The organism is Mammaliicoccus sp. RAM2 (genome assembly GCF_045897195.1).
Lineage (GTDB): Bacteria > Bacillota > Bacilli > Staphylococcales > Staphylococcaceae > Mammaliicoccus > Mammaliicoccus sciuri.
The window spans coordinates 33,471-57,941 of the sequence record NZ_JBJNWI010000003.1 but is presented as its reverse complement, the minus strand read 5'-3'; the positions used below and the strand labels follow the sequence as shown (position 1 = coordinate 57,941).

Here is a 24,471-nt window from a genome sequence, read left to right as displayed (position 1 = left end):
AAGGAAAGGCTGGGTGAAATTTTTATTACCCAGCCTGTTTGGTTGGAAATTTTTTATTTTGATGTTTCTTCAACTTTAGATAAATTTTCATAAGTGATACTTTTGCATTTGTTTAATGTTTTATTAATAGCCTCGTAATTGATATTTTTTAAAATGATAGAACGCTCATCTTGAGGGTCTCTTACTTTATTGAAGTATTTCAGTTCTTCCAGTGATTTTAATGCTCCTGTTAATTCTGAAGAAGAAGGTTCAAACATGAGTCTGCGCAATTTACGTACGTAGACTTCCTCTTCATTGATCTCGTTAAGATAGAATAGTGTGATTAAATCCATACGTTTTAAATGCATTTCATCAAAAATTCTATTAAAGATATCTTTTTTAAGTAGTTCATAATGAATAATGTTTTCCATATTATCCTCCAAGTATTTGATTTTTAAATTTAATTGTTATTTAAGTATTTCGTATCTCTAAAAAAGTAAAATTGTAATGTCTAAAACTTGTTGAAATTTTATAAGTGGAAATAGTTACTCCTAAATAATACCAAAAAATTAACTACTTACGCAATATAATAAGTAAAAAATCATATGTATTTTATTAAAATAAAAAGTATTAAAAATAATTGTATAATACAATTGAAATAATATATATATTTTGCGAAATGTAAAAAATGAGTTATGAAAAATAAAAAATCTCGAACAATTGTTCGAGATTTTAAAAAATAGATTAATAAAGTATATATTTAAGTTTATAGTTATTTTACTTAACCATTAAATTCCGAAGGATTTGGTCCAATGCGTTTATCTTCATTAAGTGCGTCCAACATTTGTATTTGATCATCATTTAAATTAAAATCAAATACTTCAAAGTTCTCTTCTATACGTGATGGTGTAACAGACTTAGGAATTGTGATGACACCATGTTCTATATTCCAACGTATAATGACTTGTGCAGGTGTTTTGTTAATTTCTTTGGCAACATGATTAACGACTTTATCTTTTAATATTTCTGCGTTCATTAGAGGAGACCAAGATTCCATTTTTATGCCATTTCTATATAAATAATTTCTAAGTTCTAATTGAGTTAAGTATGGATGGAATTCTACTTGGTTTAAGACGGGTTTATATGTCGCTTTGTTTGATAATTTTTCTAAATGATCTATATTGAAATTACTTACACCGATATTATTAACTAATTTTTGTTGGTATAATTCTTCTAGACCTGACCATGTGTCTATCATAAGATTTTCATCTGTACCTGGCCAGTGCATTAAATATAAATCTAAATAATCTAGACCTAATAACTTTAATGACTTTTCATATGCTCGTTTAACATTTTCCTTACCGTAATCTTCTAACCATAATTTAGAAGTTATAAATAAATCTTCTCTTGAGATATTTGCTGCTTTAATTCCCTCTGCAATACCTTCTCCAACTTTACTTTCATTTCCATATATAAATGCTGCATCAATACTTCTATAACCTGAGATGATAGCGTGTTTAACTGCATCTTTTGCTGTGTCATCATTTTCCACTCTAAAAACACCTAGTCCTACACTAGGCATATTGTTACCATTATGAAATGTTGTATCATTCATGTTCAAAACTCCTTTTTATTATTATAGGGGTTAGTATAAATGTAAATATATCAGAATGTAAGTACGCACTATTTAGTTCCATAGTTACAAAAAAGTAATATTCAAACTTAATAGTTGACGGATTGAAATATCATTGTATGATAATAACGAGTATCAAAATTTATAAATTAAAAATATATATGGAGATGAATTTCATGATAAGAACAATGATGAACGGGAAGATTCATCGTGCTAGAGTAACGGAAGCTAATTTAAATTACGTAGGTAGTATAACAATAGATGCAGACATATTAGATGCGGTAGATATTTTGCCTAATGAGAAAGTAGCAATTGTCAATAATAACAATGGGGCAAGACTTGAAACATATGTTATTGAAGGTGAAAGAGGAACTGGTAAAATTTGTCTTAATGGTGCTGCAGCTAGACTTGTACAAGTAGATGATGTCATAATTATTATGAACTATGTTCAAGTAACTGATGAAGAAGCAAGGTCACATGCGCCGAAAGTAGCAGTTATGAATGAGAAAAATGAAATTATTGAAATGATTCATGAAAAAGAAAGTCAAATTATTATATAGAGGTGACCAAATATGAGTATTCTAGCAACAATTTTTGTCGTTATTGTAGCAGTTGAACATTTGTACATTATGTATTTAGAAACAATCGCTACGACTTCTAAAAAAACGGCAGAAACATTTAATATAAAGCAACAAGTGTTAAAAGATAAAAATATTCAAACACTACTTAAAAACCAAGGTATTTATAATGGTTTACTCGCATTATCTTTATTTTATGGTGCCTTTTTATCAAGTAATCCTAAAGAGTTTGTAGCGGTTCTGTTAATATTCATTATATTAGCTGCCATATATGGCAGCCTTACAAGTTCAAAGTCTATTATTTTAAAACAAGGTGGACCAGCAATTCTTGCATTAATTCTACTATTAATATAGATCTAAGAAATCCCAAATGTGAACGTTTTGTTAACAGCTTTTCTACAATTTTTGAAAAGTGTAGACAAAGTATACACATTTGGGATTTTATCTCTTTTTATGGAACATTACAGGTGCTAGTATAAACGTTATGCTGTATACACTGTATGCATAAACTATATAGTAGATTTAAGGGAGGAAATATTTTTGGCGAACTTTTTATACAAATTGGGTTCTTCTATTGCTAAACATAAGTGGTTAACAATATTTATATGGGTCATCTTATTAGCTGGAATCGTGACGCCATTAACGATTAATAAACCCACATTTGACAACGATATTACAATGAGTGGTATTAAATCAATCGACACGAATGAAAAGATTGAGAAAGAATTTAATCAAGATAGTGAAAAAGCAAATATAAGAGTTGTCTTTAAAAGTGAAGATAAAAAAGGCATAACGGATCAAAAAGTTATGCAAGATATTCAAAAAGCTTTAAAAGATGTAAAAGATAAAGATGATGATATTAAAGAAGTGACAGATCCTTATAAAAATAAACAAATTAATAAAGATCAAACAACTGCTTTTGCAGATATCAATTATAAAGTATCTCAAACTTCTATTAAATCCGATTCAGTTGACAAAGTTAAAGATGCTGTTAAAACTTTAGAAGATGATGATATTCAAACTGAATTAACAGGTAATGCTTTAACTGCGAATACTGAAATTGGTGGCGCTTCTGAAGCTATTGGTATTGTAATTGCTTTCGTTGTGTTACTTGTGACTTTCGGATCATTTATTGCTGCAGGCATGCCAATACTAAGTGCGGTTATCGGACTTGGTTCTAGTATTGGTACAATCGCTTTACTTACGTATTCATTTGATATTCCAAACGTTACGCTATCATTAGCAGTTATGATTGGACTAGCGTTAGGTATTGATTATGCTTTATTCATTTTATTTAGATATAGACAAATTATTAAGACTGAGAAAAATCATATTAAAGCAATTGGATTAGCATTAGGTACAGCCGGAAGTGCTGTTATCTTTGCAGGGGTTACGGTTGTCATAGCTGTCTGTGGTTTAGCATTAGTTGGTATTGATTTCTTAGCTACAATGGGATTTGCATCAGCACTAAGTGTTATCTTTGCTGTACTCAGTGCGATTACATTACTACCAGCATTAATTAGTGTCTTCCATAAACAAATTCATCCGAAAAAACGTAAAATACATTCAAATGAAAGTTTGGATACACCATGGTCAAAATTTGTAGTAGGTAAACCGTGGATTGCTTTAATCATTGGATTTGTCATTTTAATTGCAGCAGCACTACCGGTGACACATATGCGTTTAGGTATACCAGATAATGGTATGAAACCAAATGATTCTACAGAGAAGAAAGCATATGATATTATTTCTGACGATTTTGGAGAAGGCTTTAATGGTCCAATCGTCATGCTTGTAGATACTTCTGATAAAAAAGATAATCCAAAAGCATTACAAAATGATTTACAAGATTTGATGAAAGATGTAGACGATATTAAAAATGTTGAAACTGTCACACCACCTCAATTGAACAAAGATCAAGACTATGCACTTGTGACAGTTCTACCTAAAAAAGGTCCAAATGCAGAATCAACATATGATTTAGTTCATGATTTAAGAGATTATAATAAAGATGCTAAAGACAAATATGATTTAGATACAGAAATATCAGGTCAAAGTGTTATTAATATAGATATGTCTGAAAAACTTAACGATGCGATACCGTTATTTGCAGGTGTTATTATATTATTAGCCTTCATATTATTAATGGTTGTATTTAGATCAATTATTATTCCTTTAAAGGCAGTACTGGGATTTGTATTATCATTAGCAGCGACTTTAGGATTCACAACACTTATCATGCAAGATGGCTTTATGAGTAGCCTGTTTGGGGTAGATACAACAGGTCCGCTATTAGCATTCTTACCAGTTATCACAATAGGTTTGTTATTTGGTTTAGCCATGGATTACGAAGTATTCCTTATGTCACGTGTACATGAAGAATATGTACGTACAATGAATAATACGAAGTCCATTAAAGTTGGTCTTAAAGAAAGTGGACCGGTTATTGTCGCAGCAGCACTCATTATGTTCAGTGTATTCATCAGCTTTGTATTCCAAGATGATGTTATGATTAAATCGATGGGTATAGCATTAGCATTCGGTGTATTATTCGATGCATTTATCGTAAGAATGACAATTATTCCAGCATTGACGAAACTATTTGGTAGAGTATCATGGTATATACCAAATTGGCTAAATTCAATTTTACCTAAAATCGATATAGAAGGACATGCATTAAGTGAAAATAATCAAGTTGCTGAAGAAGCAGATACAGACAATACAAATGCGACAACAATAGAAGTAAGTCCAAAAACAAAAGCAATATACGATAAGATAGATGAAACAAATAAAGATGAAGTATTATATGAAGCATTGCGTCAACATCGTAACAAGCAAGAAAATAATACTCAAGATGATATTAAAACAAACAAAGACAACCAAGAGATCGTAGAAATATTGAATCGACAAACTAAAAATATCGAACAAGTAAACCAATTAGTAGAACGTTTGATAAATAAGAAATAATAGAATAATGAAGAACGCCGGAACTGCAGAAGTTCCGGCGTTTTTTTGGGGTGGGGAGTAATCTTAGAGATTGAATGTATTAAATTTAAATAGAGTCTTGGCTTAAAGTGTGAATAAAGCCAAGAGATCGCTCAAGTCATGGCTTAAAGTGTGAATAAAGCCAAGAGATCGACCAAGTCATGGCTTAAAGTGTGAATAAAGCCAAGAAATCGCTCAAGTCATGGCTTAATTACTGAATAAAGCCAAGAGATAGCTGAAGTCATGGCTTAATTATTGAGTAAAGCCAAGCGATTGAGCAAGTCATGGCTTAAGTAGTGAATAAAGCCAAGAGATAGCTGAAGTCATGGCTTAAGTACTGAGTAAAGCCAAGAGATAGTCCAAGTCATGGCTTAAGTAGTGAGTAAAGCCAAGAGATAGCCCATTACTTTCAAATTTACCTACAATCCCCACATTCTGTAACGATATTTCGCAAATATTCATACAAACTTTTAACTATTGAAATATTGTTTCAAAAATGAGATAATGTAAACGATTCCAATAGGGGTGAGTTGCTATGTTAGGGTTTTCGGTATATTTAGGTGAGGCGTTTGATGAATTATATATTGAAACGATGTTAAATCATGGTTTCAAATATGTGTTTACTTCTCTTCAAATTCCTGAAGAGAATTCGGAATTGTATTTTGATAGGTTAAAAGCATTAAAGTTACTTATAGGTGATAAAGCTGAGATTATAGCTGATGCGAGTCCTCATGCTTTTCAAAACCTTGGCCTTTCTTATAAGCAACCTGATGTATTAAAAGGTTTAGGTATTGATTATATAAGGTTAGATATTTCTCTAGCGATTCCAGATATTATTTCATTATTAAGTGAAGTTAAAATTGTCTGTAATGCTAGTACGGATGCTATTAGTTTGTTGGATGAACTTAAAGATCAAGATATTGATATGTCTCGTATTATGGTTGCGCATAATTATTACCCACGTCCTGAAACTGGACTGGATAAAGGTTACTTTATAAAGCAAAACACAAAATTAAAGACTTCATTCCCGGATATTTCAATTATGGCTTTTGTAACAGGTACGGTATATAGAGGTCCGGTATATGAAGGTTTACCTACATTAGAAGATCATAGATATTGCCACCCATTAATTGCTGCTCATGAATTAGCGGCATTAGGAGTAGATGATATATGTATAGGGGATACAGGTATCGATACAACAACGATTAATCAATTCAACAACTTCTTTCATAAAGGAATCGTGTCACTTCATGTGCAATCTGAAACAAAGCATTTAGAAAGTTATATTGGGAGAATTTTTCATAATAGAAAAGACAAAGCAAGAGATGTGATTAGAGCGGAAGAAGGACGGCAAATGTTTCAATCTGAAATATTACCTGAAAACACGGTTGCAAGAACAAGGGGTGCGATCACTTTAGATAATAACAAGTATGGTCGCTATATGAATGAATTACAAATCGTCAATAAAGATTTAAAGCGTCATGAAGCTGTTAATGTTATTGGACATGTATACCAACAAGATATACCATGCATAGATTTAATTGATGCAGGTACAGCTTTTCAGTTTGTGAAGGGGGAAGAAAAAATGGATATCAGTCGTTTAACGACAGAATCAAGAAATGAGCACTCGTCTAAGTTAGACACATTAACACCTGAGCAATTTGTTGATGTTATGAACAACGAAGATCAAAAAGTAGCTCAGTTTATTAAAGAAGAAAATCATGCAATTGCTCAATTAATTACACAAGTTATTAACGGATTAAACAATGGTGGAAGATTAATTTATATGGGCGCAGGTACAAGTGGTCGATTAGGTGTATTAGACGCAGCTGAATGTGTACCAACATTTGGTGTAACACCTGATGTTGTCGTAGGACTTATTGCGGGTGGTCCAAGTGCGATGACTGTAGCTGTTGAGGGTGCAGAAGATGATGAAAGTCTAGGAGAACAAGATTTAAGAAATTTAAATATTAATGAACATGATACGGTTATCGGGATAGCTGCCAGTGGTAGAACACCATATGTAATAGGTGGTTTAAGATACGCACAAAGTATAAATGTACCTACTGGCTGTGTGACATGCAACAAAGCATCTGAAGTTGGTAAACATGCAGATTATCCGGTCCAAGTAGATGTAGGTCCTGAAGTATTGACAGGTTCAACTAGATTGAAGGCTGGTACTGCTCAAAAATTAATTCTTAATATGATATCAACAGGGTCTATGGTTGGTATAGGAAAAGTATATGAGAATTTAATGATTGATGTAAAACCAACTAATAAAAAATTAAAGCAAAGAGCTATAAACATGATTCAAGAAGTATTGCAAACAACGGATGAAGATAGTGAGAGATTATTCAATCAAAGTGATGAACAAGTGAAAGTTGCAATTGTAATGGGGATGCATGGAATTTCTAAAGAGGAAGCATTAGTAAGACTTAAACAAGCTAAGGGGTTTGTGAGAAACACGTAAATTAAGGGGTGTGTAGGCTATGTCAAAAGAAAGAGAGATTGCACAAAATATTCTTAAAGAAGTCGGCGGAAGAGATAATTTAGACAAAGTGATACATTGTATGACGCGTGTCAGAATGAATATCGTGGATTACAGTAAGGTCGATGTCGAAGGTTTAAAGAATATAAAGGGCGTAATGGGTGTAGTAGAAGATGATATGCTTCAAGTTGTAATTGGACCAGGTACTGTTAATAAAGTAGCTAATGAAATGAGTTCAATTATAGGGGTTCCTTTAGGTGAAGATATAAAGCATAAAGCATCTAATAAAGAACAAGTTGAAAAAGAAGCGGATTTATTTAAGCAAAGTATTAATAAGAAGAATCAAACACCATTTAAAAAAGTATTAAGATCTATTGCTAATATATTTGTACCGTTAATTCCAGCTTTTGTTGGTGCAGGTTTAATTGGTGGTATTTCTGCAGTACTGTCTAATATGTTAACAGCAGGTACAATAGATGGTGCGACTTGGGAACAATTCGTATTAGTATTTAATATCATTAAAGATGGTATTTTTGCATATCTCGTGATTTATGTTGGGATTAATGCCGCAAAGGAATTTGGTGCGACACCAGGATTGGGTGGTGTTATTGGTGGTACAACCATGCTGACGGGTATGGATCCAGAAAGTCCACTTAAAAATATTTTTAATGGAGAACCATTAGCTGCCGGTCAAGGTGGTGTCATTGGAGTTATCATTGCAGTTTGGATTTTATCTTTAATTGAAAAAAGGTTACACAAAGTCGTTCCGAGTGCGGTAGATATCATTGTCACGCCAACGATTACACTATTTATTATGGGACTAGGAACAATTTTCTTAATCATGCCAATTGCCGGATTTATTTCAAATGGCTTATTAGGCGTAATAGATTGGGTTCTAAATATAGGTGGTGCATTTAGTGGATTTGTACTAGGTGCAACGTTCTTACCACTTGTCATGTTTGGCTTACACCAAGTATTAACACCGATTCATATCGAAATGATTAATCAATCTGGTGCAACTTACCTCTTACCAATTCTAGCTATGGCTGGTGCAGGTCAAGTAGGTGCAGCATTTGCATTATGGTTTAAATGTAGAAAAAATAAAAAGATTATCAACTTACTTAAAGGTGCATTACCAGTTGGTATTTTAGGCATTGGAGAACCGTTGATTTACGGTGTAACACTTCCTTTAGGTAGACCGTTTATTACAGCATGTATAGGTGGCGGTGTTGGTGGTGCAGTTATCGGTGGCATTGGTCATATTGGTGCATCAGCAATTGGACCGAGTGGCGTTTCACTTATTCCACTTATTTCTGATAATATGTATTTAGGATATATCGCAGGATTGCTTGCAGCATATCTTGGAGGATTCATTGCCACATATTTATTTGGAACAAATAAAGAAATGACGGCACCACAAGAATTAGAAGAGGATTAAATCATATGGAACATCAACATTTACTCATATTTATAAAAGAACAAATGCCACGTTTAACGAAACATGAAAAACGTATTGCAGAATATTTTATTGAACATCCTGAAAAAACAATTAACTTGAGCGCTAAAGAACTTGGCAAATTAACGAATACGAGTGCAGCTTCTGTTATTAGATGTACACATAAACTTGAATTTAAAGGGTTCACAGACTTGAAGTTAGCAATTTCTAGATATTTACCGCAACATGAACAAAGTATTTATCAAGAAATTAAACAAGATGAAACAGTCGACTCAATTAGTAAGAAGCTTATTACAAGAGCTTCTCATACACTTGAAATGACCGAAAAGAATATTTCGAGTAAACATATTGAGCAGGTTGTCGATCAATTATACGATACAGATACGATTATCGTATTTGGTGTCGGTGCTTCAAGTTTGGTTGCTCAAGATTTGTATCAGAAGTTCACAAGAATAGGTAAACAAGTGATTCATTCATTAGATACACACTTTTTAGCGACAGCCATTGCTTCACATAGTGATAGTTGTGTGCTGATAGGTATATCCAATTCAGGCGAGAATCATGAGACGTTATCTTTAGCAAAAGTAGCTCGAAAATATGGTGTAAAAATAGTTGGTTTAACACAGTCAGAACAGTCTACATTAGCAAAAGCTTCTGATATATATTTAATTCATGACGCAAGTTCTGAAAAAAGTTTGAGGTTAGCAGCGACAAGTTCTCTTATATCTCAACTTATGACTATAGATATTCTTTTCTATAGTTACTTATCAAGAAATTATGATGAACATGTCGTAACAATGAGTAAAACAAGAGATGCAGTAGAATTGTATCTAGAATAGGATTATCAAAGGGAGCGAGACAGAAATCTAATTTAAAAAAAAGATTTCGTAGTCTCGCCCGGGCAAGGATGACTAGAGTTGAAAAAAGCTTGCTACAAGTGCATTTTCAACTCAGTCATCTACTGCCAAGATACTAAAAGAGACTGAGACATTCCATTATGTCCCAGTCTCTTTGAATTAAGTATTATATTGAAAAAACAATAAAAAAATAGTACAATTTAACTAATAATCCTATTGCCAAAAAATGTAATGTAATGATATTAATAATGTAAAAAGTTTATATATCCTAAAGAAAAAGAAATGGCATAAGACAAATTATATAAATATTCTTCAACTCTATGAAACAATAGTAGCAGTCATCTAAGCGCTTATCATCACCATTTCATATAATAAGAATTAAAGGAAGTTAGCGTGAAATCATGAAACAAGTGGAAATTATAAGAATATTAGATGATACGTCATTTATTATTAATGCAGGAACAGATAAAGGTATTAAACCTGGCTATTATATTGATGTATTGAAAAGAGATAAGTCATATAATTATATTGCAAAAGTGGAAGAAGTATATCCTGAGTTATCTTTATGTACAAGATATGGAGAACAAAGGTTATTTTATGGGGAAGTTGTCAGAATTAGATATCCAGATGAGTTTAATATAAAAACAAAAGTTATTAAATCTAAAACAAATAGAAATAGACGCAAAAAGAGAGGATGAGATCGCCGAATCTCATCCTCTTTCCCGTTTAATATGTCATATAAATTAAAAAACAAGTAACGTTGTAGATTTACAATAATACTCTATCATATAATGTATAGACTTTCCAGAAATAAGTATGGAATCTTTGTATAACTTAAATATTCATTATAGGTGCATTTAAGTTGTGCACATAATTATGTTCAATATGGAAATATGGTATAAATAAATGTATAATAAAGAAAAAATAGAATGGACTGAGAACACGTGGCAAACCAATATGAGCGTTCTACAAAGAAAAAGAAGTCAACAGCATTCAAAATAGTAACGACAATCATTATTATTTTATTACTCGTATTTTTATTAGTGATCGCATTTTTTGTCTATAAATTCTTTGCATTAGGTAATTCAATACATAATCCATTAGACAGAGATAAATCAGAATTAAGAAAGAAAGCAGTAGATACGAATGGCGATCCGATATCTATCGCATTATTCGGAATTGATTCAGATTCAACAAGAGCAGCAGAAGGTGGCGGAGAAAGATCAGATTCAATCTTACTATTATCCATCAACCCTGATAAGAAAAAGACTGTAATGGTAAGTGTACCTAGAGATACAAGAGCTCAAATCGTAGGCAGAGATTCTGTCGAGAAAATTAACCATGCATATGCATATGGTGGACCAAAAATGGCAATTAATTCTTTAGAGAAATTAATGAATGTACCGATTGACCACTATGCGACAATTAATATGGATGGTGTTAAAGAATTAGTAGACCAAGCAGGTGGCGTAACCGTTAAAAGTAATGCAACATTTACAGTTAAAGGGAATTCATATGTTAAAGACCAAAAGTATAAACTTGATGGAGACGAAGCTTTAGCATTTATTAGAAGTAGAAAAGAAGATGGCGCTGGTGGAGACTTTGGTAGACAAGAAAGACAACAACTTGTTATCCAAGCATTAGCGAAAGAATTAGTAAGTATCGGTTCATTACCGAAAATCAACCAAATCTTTGATACATTAGGCGATAATGTTCAAACAGATTTAAAAATTTCACAAATCAATAGCCTAAGATCTAAATATAGTGACGCATTAGATAATGTTGATAGAAATCAATTAGAAGGTCAAGATGCCATTCTAGATGATGGATTGTATTATTTTGTACCTAGCGATTCAAGCAAGAAAGAAGTCGTAGATAATTATCGTACTAACTTAGAATTAGATTAAATATAAAAAATCTTGGACATCTATTCGATGCCCAAGATTTTTTTGAATATTTATTTCGTTTGTTTTAATATGTGTTTCTCTATCCTCTATTTTGTACAATTAATAGTTGTACAGCGTTCGTCTTTAAGAAATAAGTTTCGTCAATTTTATTTGTATTATAATCTGCCATTTCTATATCTGGTGAACAATATCTATCTAATAATACTGTATTTAAGAAGTCCAAATTACCATGAGTATGATCTAACTTTCTAATAGCTTTAAAGATATTTCCATTGTCTTGATCGAAAGTAATTTTAGTGACTCTGAAATTATTGAATGGAATGTCTCGATAAGATAGTATAATCCCGATATTATTTTGATAGTTGATATCATGTGGGTGGTACAGCTCATAGTTAAATAATAAATAGAATATTTTATTATGAATTTCAAATTTAATATAGTTTGGACCTTCAGAAAATTCATGACCGTTAAAATGACTCAGTATAGATAATAAATAATTCGTTGGACTTTTACAGTGATATTTTAAATATAAAGATAAAGGTTGATCGATGGTTGAATATTTAGCAGATGATTCTTCCATTAACCAAAATCCTATACCAGATATGTAATTTGTAATACTCATTAAATGCTTTAACATAATTGACGCATTAAAATAAAAGCTTTTACTTGTATACGTATCACCGTTTAATATATTCCATTCAATAGGGATAACATGTTTATTTTTTGATTTTAAATAAGCCATATTTTGAATGAGTTGTTTAGTATATTGATTTGTAATGTCTGCGATATCATAATTATTGATCTCATCTAAGTTATACAAGTCATTAAAGTTATAACTTAATGCAAAGGCATCAATGTCTTCATATTGCGAGAAATCGATCTCTAATTCTTCATATATATGCATAAATGGATTTGGCGCATTTAATCCAATATGTATATCAGGTAATTTCATCTTTGTTTCTCTAATTTGCTTTTTAATATGATGAATATCATTATAATCTAGATCGAAGAAGATTTCTCCGTTCTTATTATAGAAATAGTTATAAATGGCATCTATTAATTCATGCCAGTTGTTTTTAAAGTTGTCGTCGTCATAATCAATATCATATATTTTTATGGCAGGTATAATTCTCGTATCTGAAAACATACTTAAACAAAATGCCAAATTTTGTTTATAATGATTTTGGTGTTCTTCACTAAAGAATGTCTTCATAGAACAGTGAATGACAATAATCGGCATATCCGTCATTTTTTCTACATTTTCTAAAATTTCTCCAAGAAAAGGTGTATAAAAATCATAAACATCACCGATATGTAAATATGTCTTATGATTTGCTGAGAGTGTCTTAAAAGGTACATCACTAAATGCCATCCTTTTATATTCATGAACAAACGATTTATTATGCATCAATTTTTGTAATTTCGAAATCAATGAAGCTTTTTCCTCTTTAGAAATCACTTCATTTTCTTTATCTTTTTTATGACGTCTATATTGAAGACGATATTGATTAGGCGTTACATGAAACTGTTCTTTAAATTGTCTATTAAAGTTATGATAACTAGAAAAACCATGACTATTTGCGATTTGTTCTGTTTTAAACTGAGTGAACAGTAGTGCATATGTCGCTTGAAAAAGTCTTGTTTCTTTTAAATATTGTATGAATGTAGTACCCATTTGTTTAGAGAATTCTCTAGATAGATGTTCAGGAGAAATATAAAAATGACTCGCGACACTATTAAGTGATAATCTTTCGTGATAATTTTGATCAATATATTGTTTTACTTTATAAATAAGGCTGCTGAGTTCAATTTCAATATGACCATAATTTTTAGTATCCACTTGAAAACGTTCAAACATGATTTTATAAATTTCAACAACGTAATTACTACATCTAATTTTAACGTTTGTTAAGTTTGCAAGTATGGCTCTAATATATAATTCTTTAATTTCATGCTTATATCTATCTAATTCATTTGTCTTCGTCGTACGTGGAATCCTAAAGACAAATGCTTCTTCTCCACTTAAATTCTCCATCATTGCATAACTAATATGAAGTATAGCGACTAATCCATTATTAATAATCGGCAAATAATTATCGTTATCTTGAAGATAAAATAGGTCACCGACATTAAATTCATAAGTCGTTTGATTTAATGTAACTTCTGTGTGACCTTCTAAAACAAAACATAAAGCACCAAATCCAAGTAACTTCGGATTAATGATACTTTCTTTATGGAGTGAAATCTTATAATTGTACAAATAATCACCTCTAAATATAGACAAATTATGGAATAAAACATCAAAATCCGTCAATATATTTCTTTATTTAACAATATGATATCAAAAATCGTATGTAAATGTTACCTAATTTAATAAAATGGAGAAGATACTTTATAATAAATCAAATATGTTAATCGATTTAATCAAAATATGAATTTAAAACGCGTTAAAATAATAATTAATGTAATTTGTGTATTGTGAACTATTAAAAATCGGGAAAAATTAAATTGGGAGGGCTTTACTTGATAGAAACATTCAACAAAACCATTCAACAAATGATCGACTATGAGAATAAATTGACAACATTAAAAAATGAAAAGAAATTATCACTCGTGGATTTCATTATTTTAGAAGAAATATATACTGCAAAAGAAATTACAATCAAAGAAATTCTTAGTGGGAAACTTTTAGAGTTAACAACAAGACCTTCTAATATAGGTACAAACTTAGCAAAATTATATAGAAAAGGTTTAATCGATAAATATAGAAGTAATCTCGACGAAAGAAAAGTTTACTATTTTATGGATGCGTCACATAAAGAAAAATACGAAACACTCGTTAAAGATATATAAGAAAAAGGCAAGGACAAAATTAATGTCCTTGCCTTTTCTGTTACTCTAGCATATTTATTTAATCAATTGGCGTGTGCTGCGCTCGATATATTGTGCGGAATGGATTGATACGAGCTCACCTTTGTTTAAGTTAAATAAGTTAAGATTCATAATTTTATTCATCGCATTTTCAACGATATCACTTGATAAGTCTGCTTTTGGATTTTGAATTTGTAATGTGAATGTTTTATCTAAAGATGTTTTAAATGTTAATTCTAATACTCTTTTCATATTTTCACCTCCTAAATCTTTTTAGATAGCATTAATTCTCTATCTGTATTGTTTTGACGATATATGCATCTTTAAATTTCTCGTCACTTAATGTTTCGATAATGCCTTTAAAAGTTTTAACTTGTTCGGGTGTAACATTTAAATTAATTGCATTAAATTTACGTTGAACAGTTTTTACTTTAGAAGCTTCATCTAAATACTGATGCAATAAAATGATGTTGATATCTTTAACTGTTTCCATGATTAAAACCTCCTTTCACTTTATATATCGAAGCAAGTATGTAAAAACGACAAAAAAATGTATAAATTACTTTCATGTTACTCAAATATATATTATTATTAATATGTACCTTAATTAGGAAGGATGGACCAAATTTATGCAACAAGTATCTCCAATTAAGAATAAAGATGACATTAGAGCAATGTATGAAGTATTGAAATCACATAGTGAAAGAGACTATTTATTGTTTAGCTTAGCTATTCATACGGGTATGAAAGTAAACCAGCTACTTAATTTAACGGTCCAAGATTTATTTGATGAGGACAATGATATAAAGCAAGATTGGATAAATGACGAACAGGATTTAATTAAAGTTGTTATACCGTTACATTTGAGATCAAGTTTATCCACTTTTATATATGAAGAAGGATTAAAAAGAGATGACTTTGTGTTTATGTCCATCAAAACAAAAAAACAATTATCAAGGCAACAAGCTTATCGAATTATACATGTTGCAGCTGAAGAAGTAGGGTTGAAGAATATCGGGTTGTACTCGTTAAGAAAGACTTTTGCATATCATGCCTTCAAATCAGGGGTATCTGTTTCGATTATTCAAAAATACCTCGGACATCAATCTTTAATAGAAACTTTAAAATTCATTGATGTCACGACTATAAAAAAAGAAACGACAATTGAACTTAATATATAAAGAGAAAGGGGTCAATGTATGGCTTTAATATGGCTGTTTTTAATGATTATCGTTGTGATGTCGATCGTGCTCATGACGATGAATACAAAGTTTAGCCGATTTGCTGGATGGCTAAGTTTAATTGCGCCAGTTCTAAGTTCCATATATTTCTTAAGTCAGATTAAGACGATATATGCTGGCCAAAGTATTACTTATTTCCAAGAGTGGATTCCACTTGTAGATGTTAATTTAGATTTACGTTTAGATGGTCTATCTTTAATTTTTGCACTACTTATTTCATTAATTGGTGCAGGTGTCTTCTTATATGCCATTTATTATCTTTCCCATGAAAAAGAGAATCTTCCAAGATTTTATACGTATTTGTTAATGTTTATGTTAGCAATGTTAGGTGTCGTACTTTCAAATAATACGATATTGTTATATACATTTTGGGAGTTAACAAGTATTTCTTCATTCTTGCTCATTTCATATTGGTATCAACGTAGAAAGAGTCAAGACGGTGCTTTGAAATCATTCTTAATTACAGTGTTTGGCGGTATGGCAATGTTAGTAGGTTTGATTTTGCTATACAGCATTACGGGTACGAATACAATTACTGAACAAGTCGGTATGATTGATAAAATTTATGAATCACCATGGTTTGTACTTGCAGTCATTTTAATCTTACTCGGAGCATTCACGAAATCTGCACAATTTCCATTTCATATTTGGTTACCAGATGCAATGGAAGCACCAACACCTGTCAGTGCTTATTTACATTCAGCAACAATGGTTAAAGCAGGATTATATTTATTATTAAGATTTACACCAATTATCGGTCAAAGTACATGGGTCGTTTATACAGTTGTCACAATTGGTTTAGTGACGTTATTAGTAGGTTCATTCTTTGCAGTTAACAAGAAAGATTTAAAAGCAATGCTTGCCTATTCAACAATCAGTCAGCTCGGTATGATTATGACGATGATCGGTTTAGGATTATTAGCATTAAATAGTAATTTTAAAGCAGATAATGAAATCTTTTTAGCAAGCTTATTTGCGGCATTATTCCATTTAATTAATCATGCGATTTTTAAAAGTGTTCTATTTATGGGTGTCGGTATTATCGACCATGAAACAGGAACAAGAGATGTTAAAAAGCTTGGTGGATTAAAAACAATCATGCCTTTAACAACAATTGTCATGACAATCAGTGCTCTATCTATGGCAGGTATTCCGTTATTTAATGGTTTCTTAAGTAAAGAGAAGTTCTTTACGAGTTTAGTAGAAACAGGTCATACAGATATATTTAATCAAACGATGTCTATCGTTATGATATTAGCTGGCTTTGTCGGCAGTATATTTACATTTGTATATTGTATTAAACTCATTAAAGAACCATTTTTCGGTAAACTAAAAAAAGACCAACTACCGAAAGTACCACGTCATGATGGGGGTGGGTTATTAATCTCTCCATTTATTATCGTATTGTTTGTTCCAATTATTTTCTTTGTACCGAATGTATTAGGGGAATATCTAATTGGTCCAGCATTAAGAGATATCTTCCACGATAGCGAGATTATGGCTCATTTACCACATATTAAAGCATGGCATGGATTTACAGTGGAATTATTCTTAACACTTGGCATATACATTATTGGGACTCTTCTTATACTCGTGCCAAAATGGGATGTTATTTATAGTAAGATTTCTAAAAAATTAGAAATCAATACGCTATATACAAAAGGTATGGATGCATTAGATCGTATCAGTACTTTTTCAATTCAAGGTATTATGAATAATAAATTGAACCAATATTTACACATTATCTATGTAATCTTCTTTGTCATTATGGGATATGGTATTTATCAAGTAGGTATTTATGATATTGCTTATTACCATATTACTGAAGCGACAACATTTGAAATCATTATATTAATTAATATTGTGATTACTGCAACAGCATTAATGTTTATTCGAGAAAGAATGACAATGACGATTTTAAATGGTGTCATCGGATATTCAATCGCGGTCGTATTCATATTTATGAAAGCACCTGATTTAGCTTTAACTCAACTTGTTATAGAAACGATTACGACAGTATTATTTTTATTAGTCTTCTATCATTTACCAAATGTTCAGAAGGATACACCAAATGTTATCAGTGAAATTGTGAAATTAACAATTGCTTTATTAATGGCAGTCTTTGTTGTTGTCTTTGTTATTATGATGCAACAAGATAGTCTGTTCGACAAAATTTCTTTCTACTATGATAATGCATACGAATTAGCAGGTGTTAAAAATATCGTCAATGGTATTCTAGGAGACTTTAGAGCATTAGATACAATGCTTGAAGGGATCGTTATATTAATTGCAGGATTAGGTATATTTACATTAGTTAAATTTAAGATAAGAAAGGATGAGCCAAATGAAAGAAAATGATGTTGTATTAGAAACGATATCTAAAATTGCTATATTCATAATATTGACGTTTGGATTTTATATTTTTCTTGCTGGTCACGATAACCCAGGTGGTGGGTTTATAGGTGGACTCGTCTTTAGCTCAGCCTTTATCTTAATGTTTTTAGCTTTTGATGTGGAAACAGTCGTTCAATCTATGCCATTAGACTTTAGAGCAGTTACGATTATTGGATGTCTCATTTCAATTGGTACAGGTATTATTCCTATGTTCTTTGGGCATCCGATGCTAACACATGAAGATGGCTATATGACTTGGCCGTTGTTAGGTGAGATTCATTTATCAAGCGTTACACTATTCGAGCTCGGCATACTACTTACTGTAGTAGGGGCTGTTGTAACAATCATGCTTGCGATAAGTGGTGATAACAGTTGAATTTAATACTTGTCATTATAATAGGCGTACTCACGTTTGTAGGAACATATATGATTTTGTCTAAGAACTTAATTCGAATTGTTATTGGTACAGCAATTTATACACACGTAGCAAACTTAATGATTTTATCAATGAGCGAGTTTGGTGGAAATAATGTTCCACTTATTAATGGAGAAGGAAAAGATTATGTCGATCCTTTACCACAAGCATTAATCTTAACAGCTATCGTTATTGGTTTTGCTGTTACAGCATTTTTACTCGTGCTTATATATAGAACATTTAAGTTGACGAAAGTAAATAGAATAGAAGCGTTACGCGGTGAGGATGAAGATGTAGATGAATAATTTAATATTAGTACCATTACTCGTACCTTTAATTACTGGATTAATATTGTTCTTCTTTAAAGAACGTTTAGCTTTAACAAGACGTATCGCGATAACGAGTTTAGCAATCATAACAATCATAACAGCATGGCTTCTGGTAGAAGTCAGTTTAAATAAAGTACTCGTTATTAACTTTGGTGATTGGCAACCTCCATTTGGTATACAATTTGTCGGAGATGAATTGGCACTTCTATTTACAACTGTTTCTTGTTTTGTTGTAACAGTTATTATATATTTTGGTTTTGGTAAGCGAGAAAGAGTAGCAAATAGATATTTCTTACCATCTTTTATACTATTTTTATTAACAGGTGTAAACGGAAGCTTCTTAACGGCAGATATCTTTAATTTATACGTTATGTTTGAAATTATGTTATTAGCCTCATTTGTATTATTAACACTTGGACAATCTATTGAACAATTAAGAGCGAGTGTTATCTATGTTGTTATTAACGTTGTCAGTTCTTGGTTCTTCTTAATGGGTGTAGCATATTTATATGGAACGTTAGGTACTTTGAACTTTGGACATATCGCAATGCGTATTACTGAAAGTAATCAACCAACGACCGTTACTTTAGTAGCAGTTATTATGATTTTTGTCTTTGGTGGTAAAGCAGCTTTAGTCATGTTTATGTGGTTGCCGAAAGCATATGCAGCTTTAAACACTGAGTTAGCAGCATTGTTTGCCAGCCTTATGACTAAAGTCGGGGTTTATGCATTGATAAGAGTTATGGTGTTGATGTTCGATGAAAAGCCAGAAGTTACACACTTCCTTTTATATATCATGGCTATCATCACAATGATCATCGGCAGTATCGGTGTATTAGGATTTAAAGATATTAAAAAGATTGCAGCGTACCAAGTTATTTTATCAATAGGATTTGCTGTTCTCGGTTTAAGTGCAAATAATAGTGATGGCATCACGGGCGCAATATTCTATGTCAGTCACGATATGATTATCAAAACATTACTATTCTTAATCATTGGTACTTTCGTATTATTATCTGGCACGAGATATTATGATCAATTTGGTGGATTAATTAAATATTATCCGAGTCTAGGGATTATATTCTTTATCACGATTTTATCAATCGGTGGTGTGCCGCCATTTAGTGGATTTCCTGGGAAATTATTAATTATTAAAGGTGCTTTAGATAATGGTTATACAATTGGTGTCATCGTGATGGTAATTACAAGTGTCATCGCAATGTACAGTTTACTAAGAATTTTCTTAGTGATGTACTTCGGTAGAAACGATATTCCTAAAGTTGAAAAAGTCCCACTTTCTAAACATAAATTATACGCGATGATTATATTAACAGTAGCTACCATATTATTAGGTATTGCATCACAATATGTATTAAACATTTCAGAATTAGCAGCACAATTTAACATACATGAACAGTCATATATTAAAGAAATTATTCCAAACGTAGAAGTGGAGGCGAAGTAATAATGGCACAGTTGTTATTAAATATTTTAATCGCCTTCTTATGGACGCTGTTCCAAGATGAAGATAAATTTCATTTATCAACCTTTGTTGGTGGATATCTCATTGGTATCTTTATTGTTTATTTAATGCATAGATTCTTTGGACATGTCTTCTACTTGAAAAAGGTTTGGGTAATCTTCAAGTTTATATGTGTTTATAACTATCAACTTGTGACTTCAAGTATGACAACAATCAATTATATTTTATTTAAAACGAACAAAGTTAATCCAGGTCTTGTAACTTATGAAACAACGTTAAAACAAGATTGGGCGATTACATTGTTAACATTGCTTATTATGCTTACACCAGGTTCCGTCGTGCTTAGACTTTCACCTGATGGTAGAAGATTCTTTATACATGCAATTGATATTTCAGATAAAGAAAAAGAAATTTTAACGAAGCAAATTAAGAAATACGAAAAACTAATCTGGGAGGTGCTTAAATAATGTCATTTATCATTTTAGCAATTATCAAAACAGCGCTTGTTATATATGGTATTTCCATTGTTGTCGTACTTCTCAGAATGATCATAGGTCCTACTACCGCAGATAGAGTCATTGCTTTTGATGCTATCGGTGCGATTCTAGTTTCCGTAGTAGGGGTATTAAGCATTATTTATGATACATTCAGTTATTTAGAAGCGAGTTTAATTATCGCAATACTTTCTTTCTTGAGTACAGTAGGTATTTCACGTTTCATAGAAGGGGGTCGTGTCTTTGAATCTAAGCGAGATCGTTAGTTTAATTGCCGCTTTATCAATATTGTTAGGTTCAATAGCAGCGCTCATTAGTGCGATAGGAATTGTACGCTTTAGAGATACATTTCTTCGAAGTCATGCCGCTACTAAAAGCTCTACATTATCTGTGTTGCTTACTTTGACAGGTGTGTTTATATATTTCTTAGTGACACAAGAATACTTTAGTGTCCGAACATTATTAACAATACTGTTCTTATATTTAACATCTCCAGTAGCAGGACATATGATTATTAGAGCAGCTTATAATTCAGGATCATATATGTATATGAAAGAATTTACTAAAAAAGGTACTTCACTAAACTTCAGGTATGATCGTAAAGAAACAAAAAAAGACAGAAGAAGAAGAGCCGAAAAAAGACAAATGATGAACGAAGCATTTTCTAAAAATGATAAAGAAACATTTAGTAAATATAAACAAGTCATGAAAAAAGATGATCCAACATTAAAATAATAGATATTGTTTGAGAAGTGTATGTTATGGGTGTCGTTAGGGACAGAATTCTGAGAAATGTCCGTAAGGATACGAGTTCTAATTACCAGAATTCAGAATAATGATAGTTAAATACACAAAAAAAGAGGTCGAGATGATTAAATCTCGACCTCTTTTTTTATTATTTCATACTGTTATGAATAGCTTCTGCATTGTGTTCCATCATGTTGTAATATGAGTTACCTTTAGATTCTTTTTTACCGATTGAATCTGTAAATACTTCATCTTTAATGTTGAGGTTTGTTTCTTCTGCTAATGTCTGCATACTTTTCTTATCAACACTTGTTTCGACGACTAATGATTTTAAATCGTGGTCTTTCACAAATTTAATGGCTTGTTTCATTTGGTCTGGTGTACCTTGTTTTTCTGTATTAATCTCCCATATATATCCTGGTGTAATATGATAGCTTTTCGCAAAGTATTTAAATGCACCTTCACTTGTTATAAAAGCACGTTTATCTTCAGGAATATCATTGAATGCTGTCATCATTTTATGATGTAGTTTATCTAATTTATTCGTGTATTTCTCAGCATTATCTTTAAATTGTTTACTGTGATCTTTATCTATATCACTTAAGTGCTTTTCAATTGTATTTACGTATTTTATACCATTTTCAATGCTTAACCAAGCATGTGGATCGATTTTATTTTTATCGCCTTCTCCACCTTTTAAATAAATAGGCGTAACGTCTTCAGTTGCTTGAATAACATTTTTGTCTGAGATTTTTTTACCTGCTTGTTCTAATGCTTTTTCAAACCAACCATTTCCACTTTCAAGATTAAAACCATTATATATAATGACATCTGCATCTGTTAAAGCTTTGACGTCTTTAGGTTTGATTTCATATTCGTGAGGGTCTTGTCCAATAGGAACGATACTTGTGACTTTTGCGTCAGTCTTTGTTACTTCTTTTGTCATATCAGCTAATATTGAGTTTGTTGTTACAACTTTTAAATTTTTATCGTCATTTGAAGACGACGCATTACAAGCACTTAATAAAATAATAACAACGAGTAAAGGCATAAATAACTTTTTCATGTTTAACCTCCTAAGCAAATTTTATTTTCATTTTATGTATGGTGAATGTAATCATATATACAAAGCAGCAGACTAATACGATACACGCGCCACTTGGTAAGTTATAAAGGTAGCTAACATACATGCCACAGGCCGCACATATTGCACTGATAATACTTGCGACAATCATCATTGATTTTAATGATTTAGTTATTAAAAATGCAGCTGAACTCGGTGTAATGAGTAGTGCAACGACAAGTATAATGCCCACTGTTTGTAAACTAGCAACTGTTACGAGCGCCAATAGCATCATGACAAAATAATGAATGAATTTTACATTTAAACCACTCATTCTAGCTGCAATAGGGTCAAATGTTGATAAATGCAAGGGTTTGTAAAATAATATGACACAAGCGATAACAATCAGACTGACAATACTCGTTGTATAAAATGCACTTGAAGTTACTGCTAGTATGTTCCCGAATAAAATATGATATAAATCAGTAGAGGAGTTAATTTGACTTATGATAATAATTCCAAGGGAAAAGAATGCAGTAAAGATAATACCAATAGCTGCGTCATTTTTAGTTTTAGAGTGTTGGGCAATATAACCTATCAGAAAGCTCGTTAACATACCCGTGAACAAGGCTCCTATAAACATTGGGATGTTTAATACATAGCTTATTGCAACACCAGGTAGTACAGCGTGGCTCATAGCATCACCCATTAAAGATAAACCTCTTAATATTATGAGGCTACCTACAATGCCACAGACAACACCAACTATAATTGCAGTAATCAGTGCTCGACTTAAAAAATTATATTGTATTAGGGATGAGATAAATTCATTAATCATGGTGTAACGCCTTCCTTTAGAAATACTTCTTTAATATTGTGTTCTGTTAAAGCTTCAGATGCTGAGCCAAAAAATTTAATAGTTCGATTGAGGAGGATGATTCTATCAAAATATAATTTGGCTTTTTGAATGTCATGATGAACAATGATGATGAGTTTTCCTTCTGACTTTAATCTTCTAAGCATGTTTATCATGATTTCTTCACTCTTAAAATCAATGCCGACAAATGGTTCATCGAGACATAATAAATCACTGTCTTTCATTAAAGACTTTGCTAAAAGAACACGTTGTAATTGTCCACCACTTAATTGATTTAATGTCTTATCTTTTAATGAAGTAAGTTGTAACTCTGACATTAATTGATCCCTTTTTTGATAAGCTTCCTTTTTTAACGGTCTAAACCAACCTGATGTAGCATAGTAGCCTGTTAACAAACTATCTTGAACAGTGATAGGGAAATCTAGATCTAATTGATTTCTTTGAGGAATATACGTTAACTGTTTCAACTGTTGGTTTATCGGTTTGTCTTGCCAATAAACTTCACCTGATGCCTTAAATTCACCCAAAATCGATTTAATAAATGAAGATTTTCCTGCACCATTTGGTCCCATTATGCCAATTAATTCACCCGTAGATTTAATTGTTAAATTAATATCATGCAATATGTGCTGTTGACCTAAATATAAATTCAAATTTTTTACCTGCAACATGTT

The 24,471-nt window shown here is 31.5% G+C and carries 25 protein-coding genes and 1 pseudogene; 18 read left to right on the top strand and 8 right to left on the bottom strand.

Going from position 1 to position 24,471, the window contains the following annotated elements; translation table 11 throughout:
• Positions 1 to 53: 53 nt before the first annotated feature.
• Positions 54 to 410 (bottom strand): transcriptional regulator, SarA/Rot family, encoded by a 357-nt coding sequence (locus ACJTHF_RS05445; RefSeq protein WP_078355158.1) that lies wholly within the window; start codon positions 408 to 410, stop codon positions 54 to 56.
• A 350-nt stretch (positions 411 to 760) separates the two neighbouring features.
• Entirely contained in the window at positions 761 to 1,594 is an 834-nt protein-coding gene (locus ACJTHF_RS05440) for an aldo/keto reductase (RefSeq protein ID WP_078355157.1), read from the bottom strand.
• Positions 1,595 to 1,788: 194 nt separating this feature from the next.
• Here ACJTHF_RS05440 and panD point away from each other — a divergent pair, with 194 nt between their 5' ends.
• The 9 genes and pseudogenes from panD (at position 1,789) to ACJTHF_RS05395 (ending at position 11,883) form a co-directional block, all read left to right on the top strand.
• Positions 1,789 to 2,172 (top strand): aspartate 1-decarboxylase, encoded by a 384-nt coding sequence (gene panD / locus ACJTHF_RS05435; RefSeq protein WP_058592217.1) that lies wholly within the window; start codon positions 1,789 to 1,791, stop codon positions 2,170 to 2,172.
• Between the two features lie 12 nt (positions 2,173 to 2,184).
• Positions 2,185 to 2,544: a DUF1304 domain-containing protein gene (locus tag ACJTHF_RS05430; protein ID WP_048540020.1), complete on the top strand. Its 360-nt coding sequence runs from the start codon at positions 2,185 to 2,187 to the stop codon at positions 2,542 to 2,544.
• A gap of 186 nt (positions 2,545 to 2,730) precedes the next feature.
• The gene (locus tag ACJTHF_RS05425) at positions 2,731 to 5,157 is read left to right on the top strand and encodes an MMPL family transporter (RefSeq protein ID WP_232156832.1); all 2,427 of its coding nucleotides are present in this window, start codon (positions 2,731 to 2,733) and stop codon (positions 5,155 to 5,157) included.
• Between the two features lie 553 nt (positions 5,158 to 5,710).
• Positions 5,711 to 6,733, top strand: a pseudogene (locus ACJTHF_RS05420) (MupG family TIM beta-alpha barrel fold protein); the annotation flags it as partial.
• A 27-nt stretch (positions 6,734 to 6,760) separates the two neighbouring features.
• On the top strand, positions 6,761 to 7,645 hold the full coding sequence (murQ, locus tag ACJTHF_RS05415; protein ID WP_179135360.1) for an N-acetylmuramic acid 6-phosphate etherase: 885 nt from the start codon (positions 6,761 to 6,763) through the stop codon (positions 7,643 to 7,645).
• 19 nt (positions 7,646 to 7,664) lie between these two features.
• Complete coding sequence (locus ACJTHF_RS05410; protein ID WP_107603445.1) at positions 7,665 to 9,101, top strand: PTS transporter subunit EIIC; 1,437 nt, start codon at positions 7,665 to 7,667, stop codon at positions 9,099 to 9,101.
• 5 nt (positions 9,102 to 9,106) lie between these two features.
• Positions 9,107 to 9,958 carry a MurR/RpiR family transcriptional regulator gene (locus tag ACJTHF_RS05405; protein ID WP_058592213.1) on the top strand — a complete coding sequence of 284 codons (852 nt, stop codon included), beginning with the start codon at positions 9,107 to 9,109 and terminating at the stop codon, positions 9,956 to 9,958.
• Between the two features lie 419 nt (positions 9,959 to 10,377).
• Positions 10,378 to 10,674 carry a hypothetical protein gene (locus tag ACJTHF_RS05400; protein ID WP_058592212.1) on the top strand — a complete coding sequence of 99 codons (297 nt, stop codon included), beginning with the start codon at positions 10,378 to 10,380 and terminating at the stop codon, positions 10,672 to 10,674.
• Positions 10,675 to 10,920: 246 nt separating this feature from the next.
• On the top strand, positions 10,921 to 11,883 hold the full coding sequence (locus ACJTHF_RS05395) for an LCP family protein (RefSeq protein WP_049320945.1): 963 nt from the start codon (positions 10,921 to 10,923) through the stop codon (positions 11,881 to 11,883).
• A gap of 79 nt (positions 11,884 to 11,962) precedes the next feature.
• Here ACJTHF_RS05395 and ACJTHF_RS05390 read toward each other — a convergent pair whose 3' ends face one another.
• On the bottom strand, positions 11,963 to 14,143 hold the full coding sequence (locus tag ACJTHF_RS05390) for an AraC family transcriptional regulator (RefSeq protein WP_088592181.1): 2,181 nt from the start codon (positions 14,141 to 14,143) through the stop codon (positions 11,963 to 11,965).
• A gap of 263 nt (positions 14,144 to 14,406) precedes the next feature.
• Here ACJTHF_RS05390 and ACJTHF_RS05385 point away from each other — a divergent pair, with 263 nt between their 5' ends.
• Complete coding sequence (locus ACJTHF_RS05385) at positions 14,407 to 14,736, top strand: MarR family transcriptional regulator (RefSeq protein WP_048540035.1); 330 nt, start codon at positions 14,407 to 14,409, stop codon at positions 14,734 to 14,736.
• A 54-nt stretch (positions 14,737 to 14,790) separates the two neighbouring features.
• Here ACJTHF_RS05385 and ACJTHF_RS05380 read toward each other — a convergent pair whose 3' ends face one another.
• Positions 14,791 to 15,006 carry a DUF2922 domain-containing protein gene (locus ACJTHF_RS05380; RefSeq protein WP_048540037.1) on the bottom strand — a complete coding sequence of 72 codons (216 nt, stop codon included), beginning with the start codon at positions 15,004 to 15,006 and terminating at the stop codon, positions 14,791 to 14,793.
• Positions 15,007 to 15,037: 31 nt separating this feature from the next.
• Positions 15,038 to 15,247 (bottom strand): hypothetical protein, encoded by a 210-nt coding sequence (locus ACJTHF_RS05375; protein ID WP_025906021.1) that lies wholly within the window; start codon positions 15,245 to 15,247, stop codon positions 15,038 to 15,040.
• A 136-nt stretch (positions 15,248 to 15,383) separates the two neighbouring features.
• On the opposite strand from ACJTHF_RS05375, the gene ACJTHF_RS05370 reads away from it, so the two are divergent.
• The 8 genes from ACJTHF_RS05370 to ACJTHF_RS05335 are packed head-to-tail and all read left to right on the top strand — an operon-like array spanning position 15,384 to position 21,845.
• Entirely contained in the window at positions 15,384 to 15,935 is a 552-nt protein-coding gene (locus tag ACJTHF_RS05370) for a tyrosine-type recombinase/integrase (RefSeq protein ID WP_048540039.1), read from the top strand.
• An 18-nt stretch (positions 15,936 to 15,953) separates the two neighbouring features.
• Positions 15,954 to 18,353 carry a DUF4040 family protein gene (locus ACJTHF_RS05365; RefSeq protein ID WP_058592209.1) on the top strand — a complete coding sequence of 800 codons (2,400 nt, stop codon included), beginning with the start codon at positions 15,954 to 15,956 and terminating at the stop codon, positions 18,351 to 18,353.
• A complete protein-coding gene (locus tag ACJTHF_RS05360) occupies positions 18,340 to 18,765 on the top strand; it encodes a monovalent cation/H+ antiporter subunit B (RefSeq protein ID WP_025906014.1) in 426 nt (141 codons plus the stop codon). Before ACJTHF_RS05365 ends, ACJTHF_RS05360 begins: the two co-directional genes overlap by 14 nt.
• On the top strand, positions 18,762 to 19,109 hold the full coding sequence (locus tag ACJTHF_RS05355) for a Na(+)/H(+) antiporter subunit C (protein WP_048540042.1): 348 nt from the start codon (positions 18,762 to 18,764) through the stop codon (positions 19,107 to 19,109). The genes ACJTHF_RS05360 and ACJTHF_RS05355 overlap by 4 nt, the downstream gene beginning before the upstream one ends.
• Positions 19,102 to 20,598: a Na+/H+ antiporter subunit D gene (locus tag ACJTHF_RS05350; RefSeq protein ID WP_232156826.1), complete on the top strand. Its 1,497-nt coding sequence runs from the start codon at positions 19,102 to 19,104 to the stop codon at positions 20,596 to 20,598. The genes ACJTHF_RS05355 and ACJTHF_RS05350 overlap by 8 nt, the downstream gene beginning before the upstream one ends.
• 2 nt (positions 20,599 to 20,600) lie before the next feature.
• The gene (locus tag ACJTHF_RS05345; RefSeq protein WP_048540046.1) at positions 20,601 to 21,083 is read left to right on the top strand and encodes a Na+/H+ antiporter subunit E; all 483 of its coding nucleotides are present in this window, start codon (positions 20,601 to 20,603) and stop codon (positions 21,081 to 21,083) included.
• Positions 21,083 to 21,376, top strand: a complete 294-nt coding sequence (locus tag ACJTHF_RS05340) for a monovalent cation/H+ antiporter complex subunit F (RefSeq protein WP_078355149.1) — start codon at positions 21,083 to 21,085, stop codon at positions 21,374 to 21,376. The genes ACJTHF_RS05345 and ACJTHF_RS05340 overlap by 1 nt, the downstream gene beginning before the upstream one ends.
• Positions 21,354 to 21,845, top strand: a complete 492-nt coding sequence (locus tag ACJTHF_RS05335) for a Na+/H+ antiporter subunit G (protein WP_025906003.1) — start codon at positions 21,354 to 21,356, stop codon at positions 21,843 to 21,845. The genes ACJTHF_RS05340 and ACJTHF_RS05335 overlap by 23 nt, the downstream gene beginning before the upstream one ends.
• A 160-nt stretch (positions 21,846 to 22,005) precedes the next feature.
• On the opposite strand, the gene mntC is transcribed toward ACJTHF_RS05335, so the two are convergent.
• The 3 genes from mntC to ACJTHF_RS05320 are packed head-to-tail and all read right to left on the bottom strand — an operon-like array spanning position 22,006 to position 24,468.
• On the bottom strand, positions 22,006 to 22,923 hold the full coding sequence (mntC, locus tag ACJTHF_RS05330; protein ID WP_084756666.1) for a manganese ABC transporter substrate-binding lipoprotein MntC: 918 nt from the start codon (positions 22,921 to 22,923) through the stop codon (positions 22,006 to 22,008).
• Between the two features lie 10 nt (positions 22,924 to 22,933).
• Positions 22,934 to 23,758, bottom strand: coding sequence for a metal ABC transporter permease (locus ACJTHF_RS05325; protein ID WP_058592206.1), 825 nt, complete (start codon positions 23,756 to 23,758; stop codon positions 22,934 to 22,936).
• A complete protein-coding gene (locus ACJTHF_RS05320; protein ID WP_058592205.1) occupies positions 23,755 to 24,468 on the bottom strand; it encodes a metal ABC transporter ATP-binding protein in 714 nt (237 codons plus the stop codon). Before ACJTHF_RS05320 ends, ACJTHF_RS05325 begins: the two co-directional genes overlap by 4 nt.
• Positions 24,469 to 24,471 lie beyond the last annotated feature (3 nt).

Coding starts and splice junctions, on each gene's coding strand:
- ACJTHF_RS05445 (WP_078355158.1), bottom strand. CDS start 410: ATGGAAAACATTATTCATTATGAACTACTTAAAAAAGATATCTTTAAT.
- ACJTHF_RS05440 (WP_078355157.1), bottom strand. CDS start 1,594: ATGAATGATACAACATTTCATAATGGTAACAATATGCCTAGTGTAGGA.
- panD (WP_058592217.1), top strand. CDS start 1,789: ATGATAAGAACAATGATGAACGGGAAGATTCATCGTGCTAGAGTAACG.
- ACJTHF_RS05430 (WP_048540020.1), top strand. CDS start 2,185: ATGAGTATTCTAGCAACAATTTTTGTCGTTATTGTAGCAGTTGAACAT.
- murQ (WP_179135360.1), top strand. CDS start 6,761: ATGGATATCAGTCGTTTAACGACAGAATCAAGAAATGAGCACTCGTCT.
- ACJTHF_RS05410 (WP_107603445.1), top strand. CDS start 7,665: ATGTCAAAAGAAAGAGAGATTGCACAAAATATTCTTAAAGAAGTCGGC.
- ACJTHF_RS05405 (WP_058592213.1), top strand. CDS start 9,107: ATGGAACATCAACATTTACTCATATTTATAAAAGAACAAATGCCACGT.
- ACJTHF_RS05400 (WP_058592212.1), top strand. CDS start 10,378: ATGAAACAAGTGGAAATTATAAGAATATTAGATGATACGTCATTTATT.
- ACJTHF_RS05380 (WP_048540037.1), bottom strand. CDS start 15,006: ATGAAAAGAGTATTAGAATTAACATTTAAAACATCTTTAGATAAAACA.
- ACJTHF_RS05375 (WP_025906021.1), bottom strand. CDS start 15,247: ATGGAAACAGTTAAAGATATCAACATCATTTTATTGCATCAGTATTTA.
- ACJTHF_RS05370 (WP_048540039.1), top strand. CDS start 15,384: ATGCAACAAGTATCTCCAATTAAGAATAAAGATGACATTAGAGCAATG.
- ACJTHF_RS05365 (WP_058592209.1), top strand. CDS start 15,954: ATGGCTTTAATATGGCTGTTTTTAATGATTATCGTTGTGATGTCGATC.
- ACJTHF_RS05360 (WP_025906014.1), top strand. CDS start 18,340: ATGAAAGAAAATGATGTTGTATTAGAAACGATATCTAAAATTGCTATA.
- ACJTHF_RS05350 (WP_232156826.1), top strand. CDS start 19,102: ATGAATAATTTAATATTAGTACCATTACTCGTACCTTTAATTACTGGA.
- ACJTHF_RS05345 (WP_048540046.1), top strand. CDS start 20,601: ATGGCACAGTTGTTATTAAATATTTTAATCGCCTTCTTATGGACGCTG.
- ACJTHF_RS05340 (WP_078355149.1), top strand. CDS start 21,083: ATGTCATTTATCATTTTAGCAATTATCAAAACAGCGCTTGTTATATAT.
- mntC (WP_084756666.1), bottom strand. CDS start 22,923: ATGAAAAAGTTATTTATGCCTTTACTCGTTGTTATTATTTTATTAAGT.
- ACJTHF_RS05325 (WP_058592206.1), bottom strand. CDS start 23,758: ATGATTAATGAATTTATCTCATCCCTAATACAATATAATTTTTTAAGT.
- ACJTHF_RS05320 (WP_058592205.1), bottom strand. CDS start 24,468: ATGTTGCAGGTAAAAAATTTGAATTTATATTTAGGTCAACAGCACATA.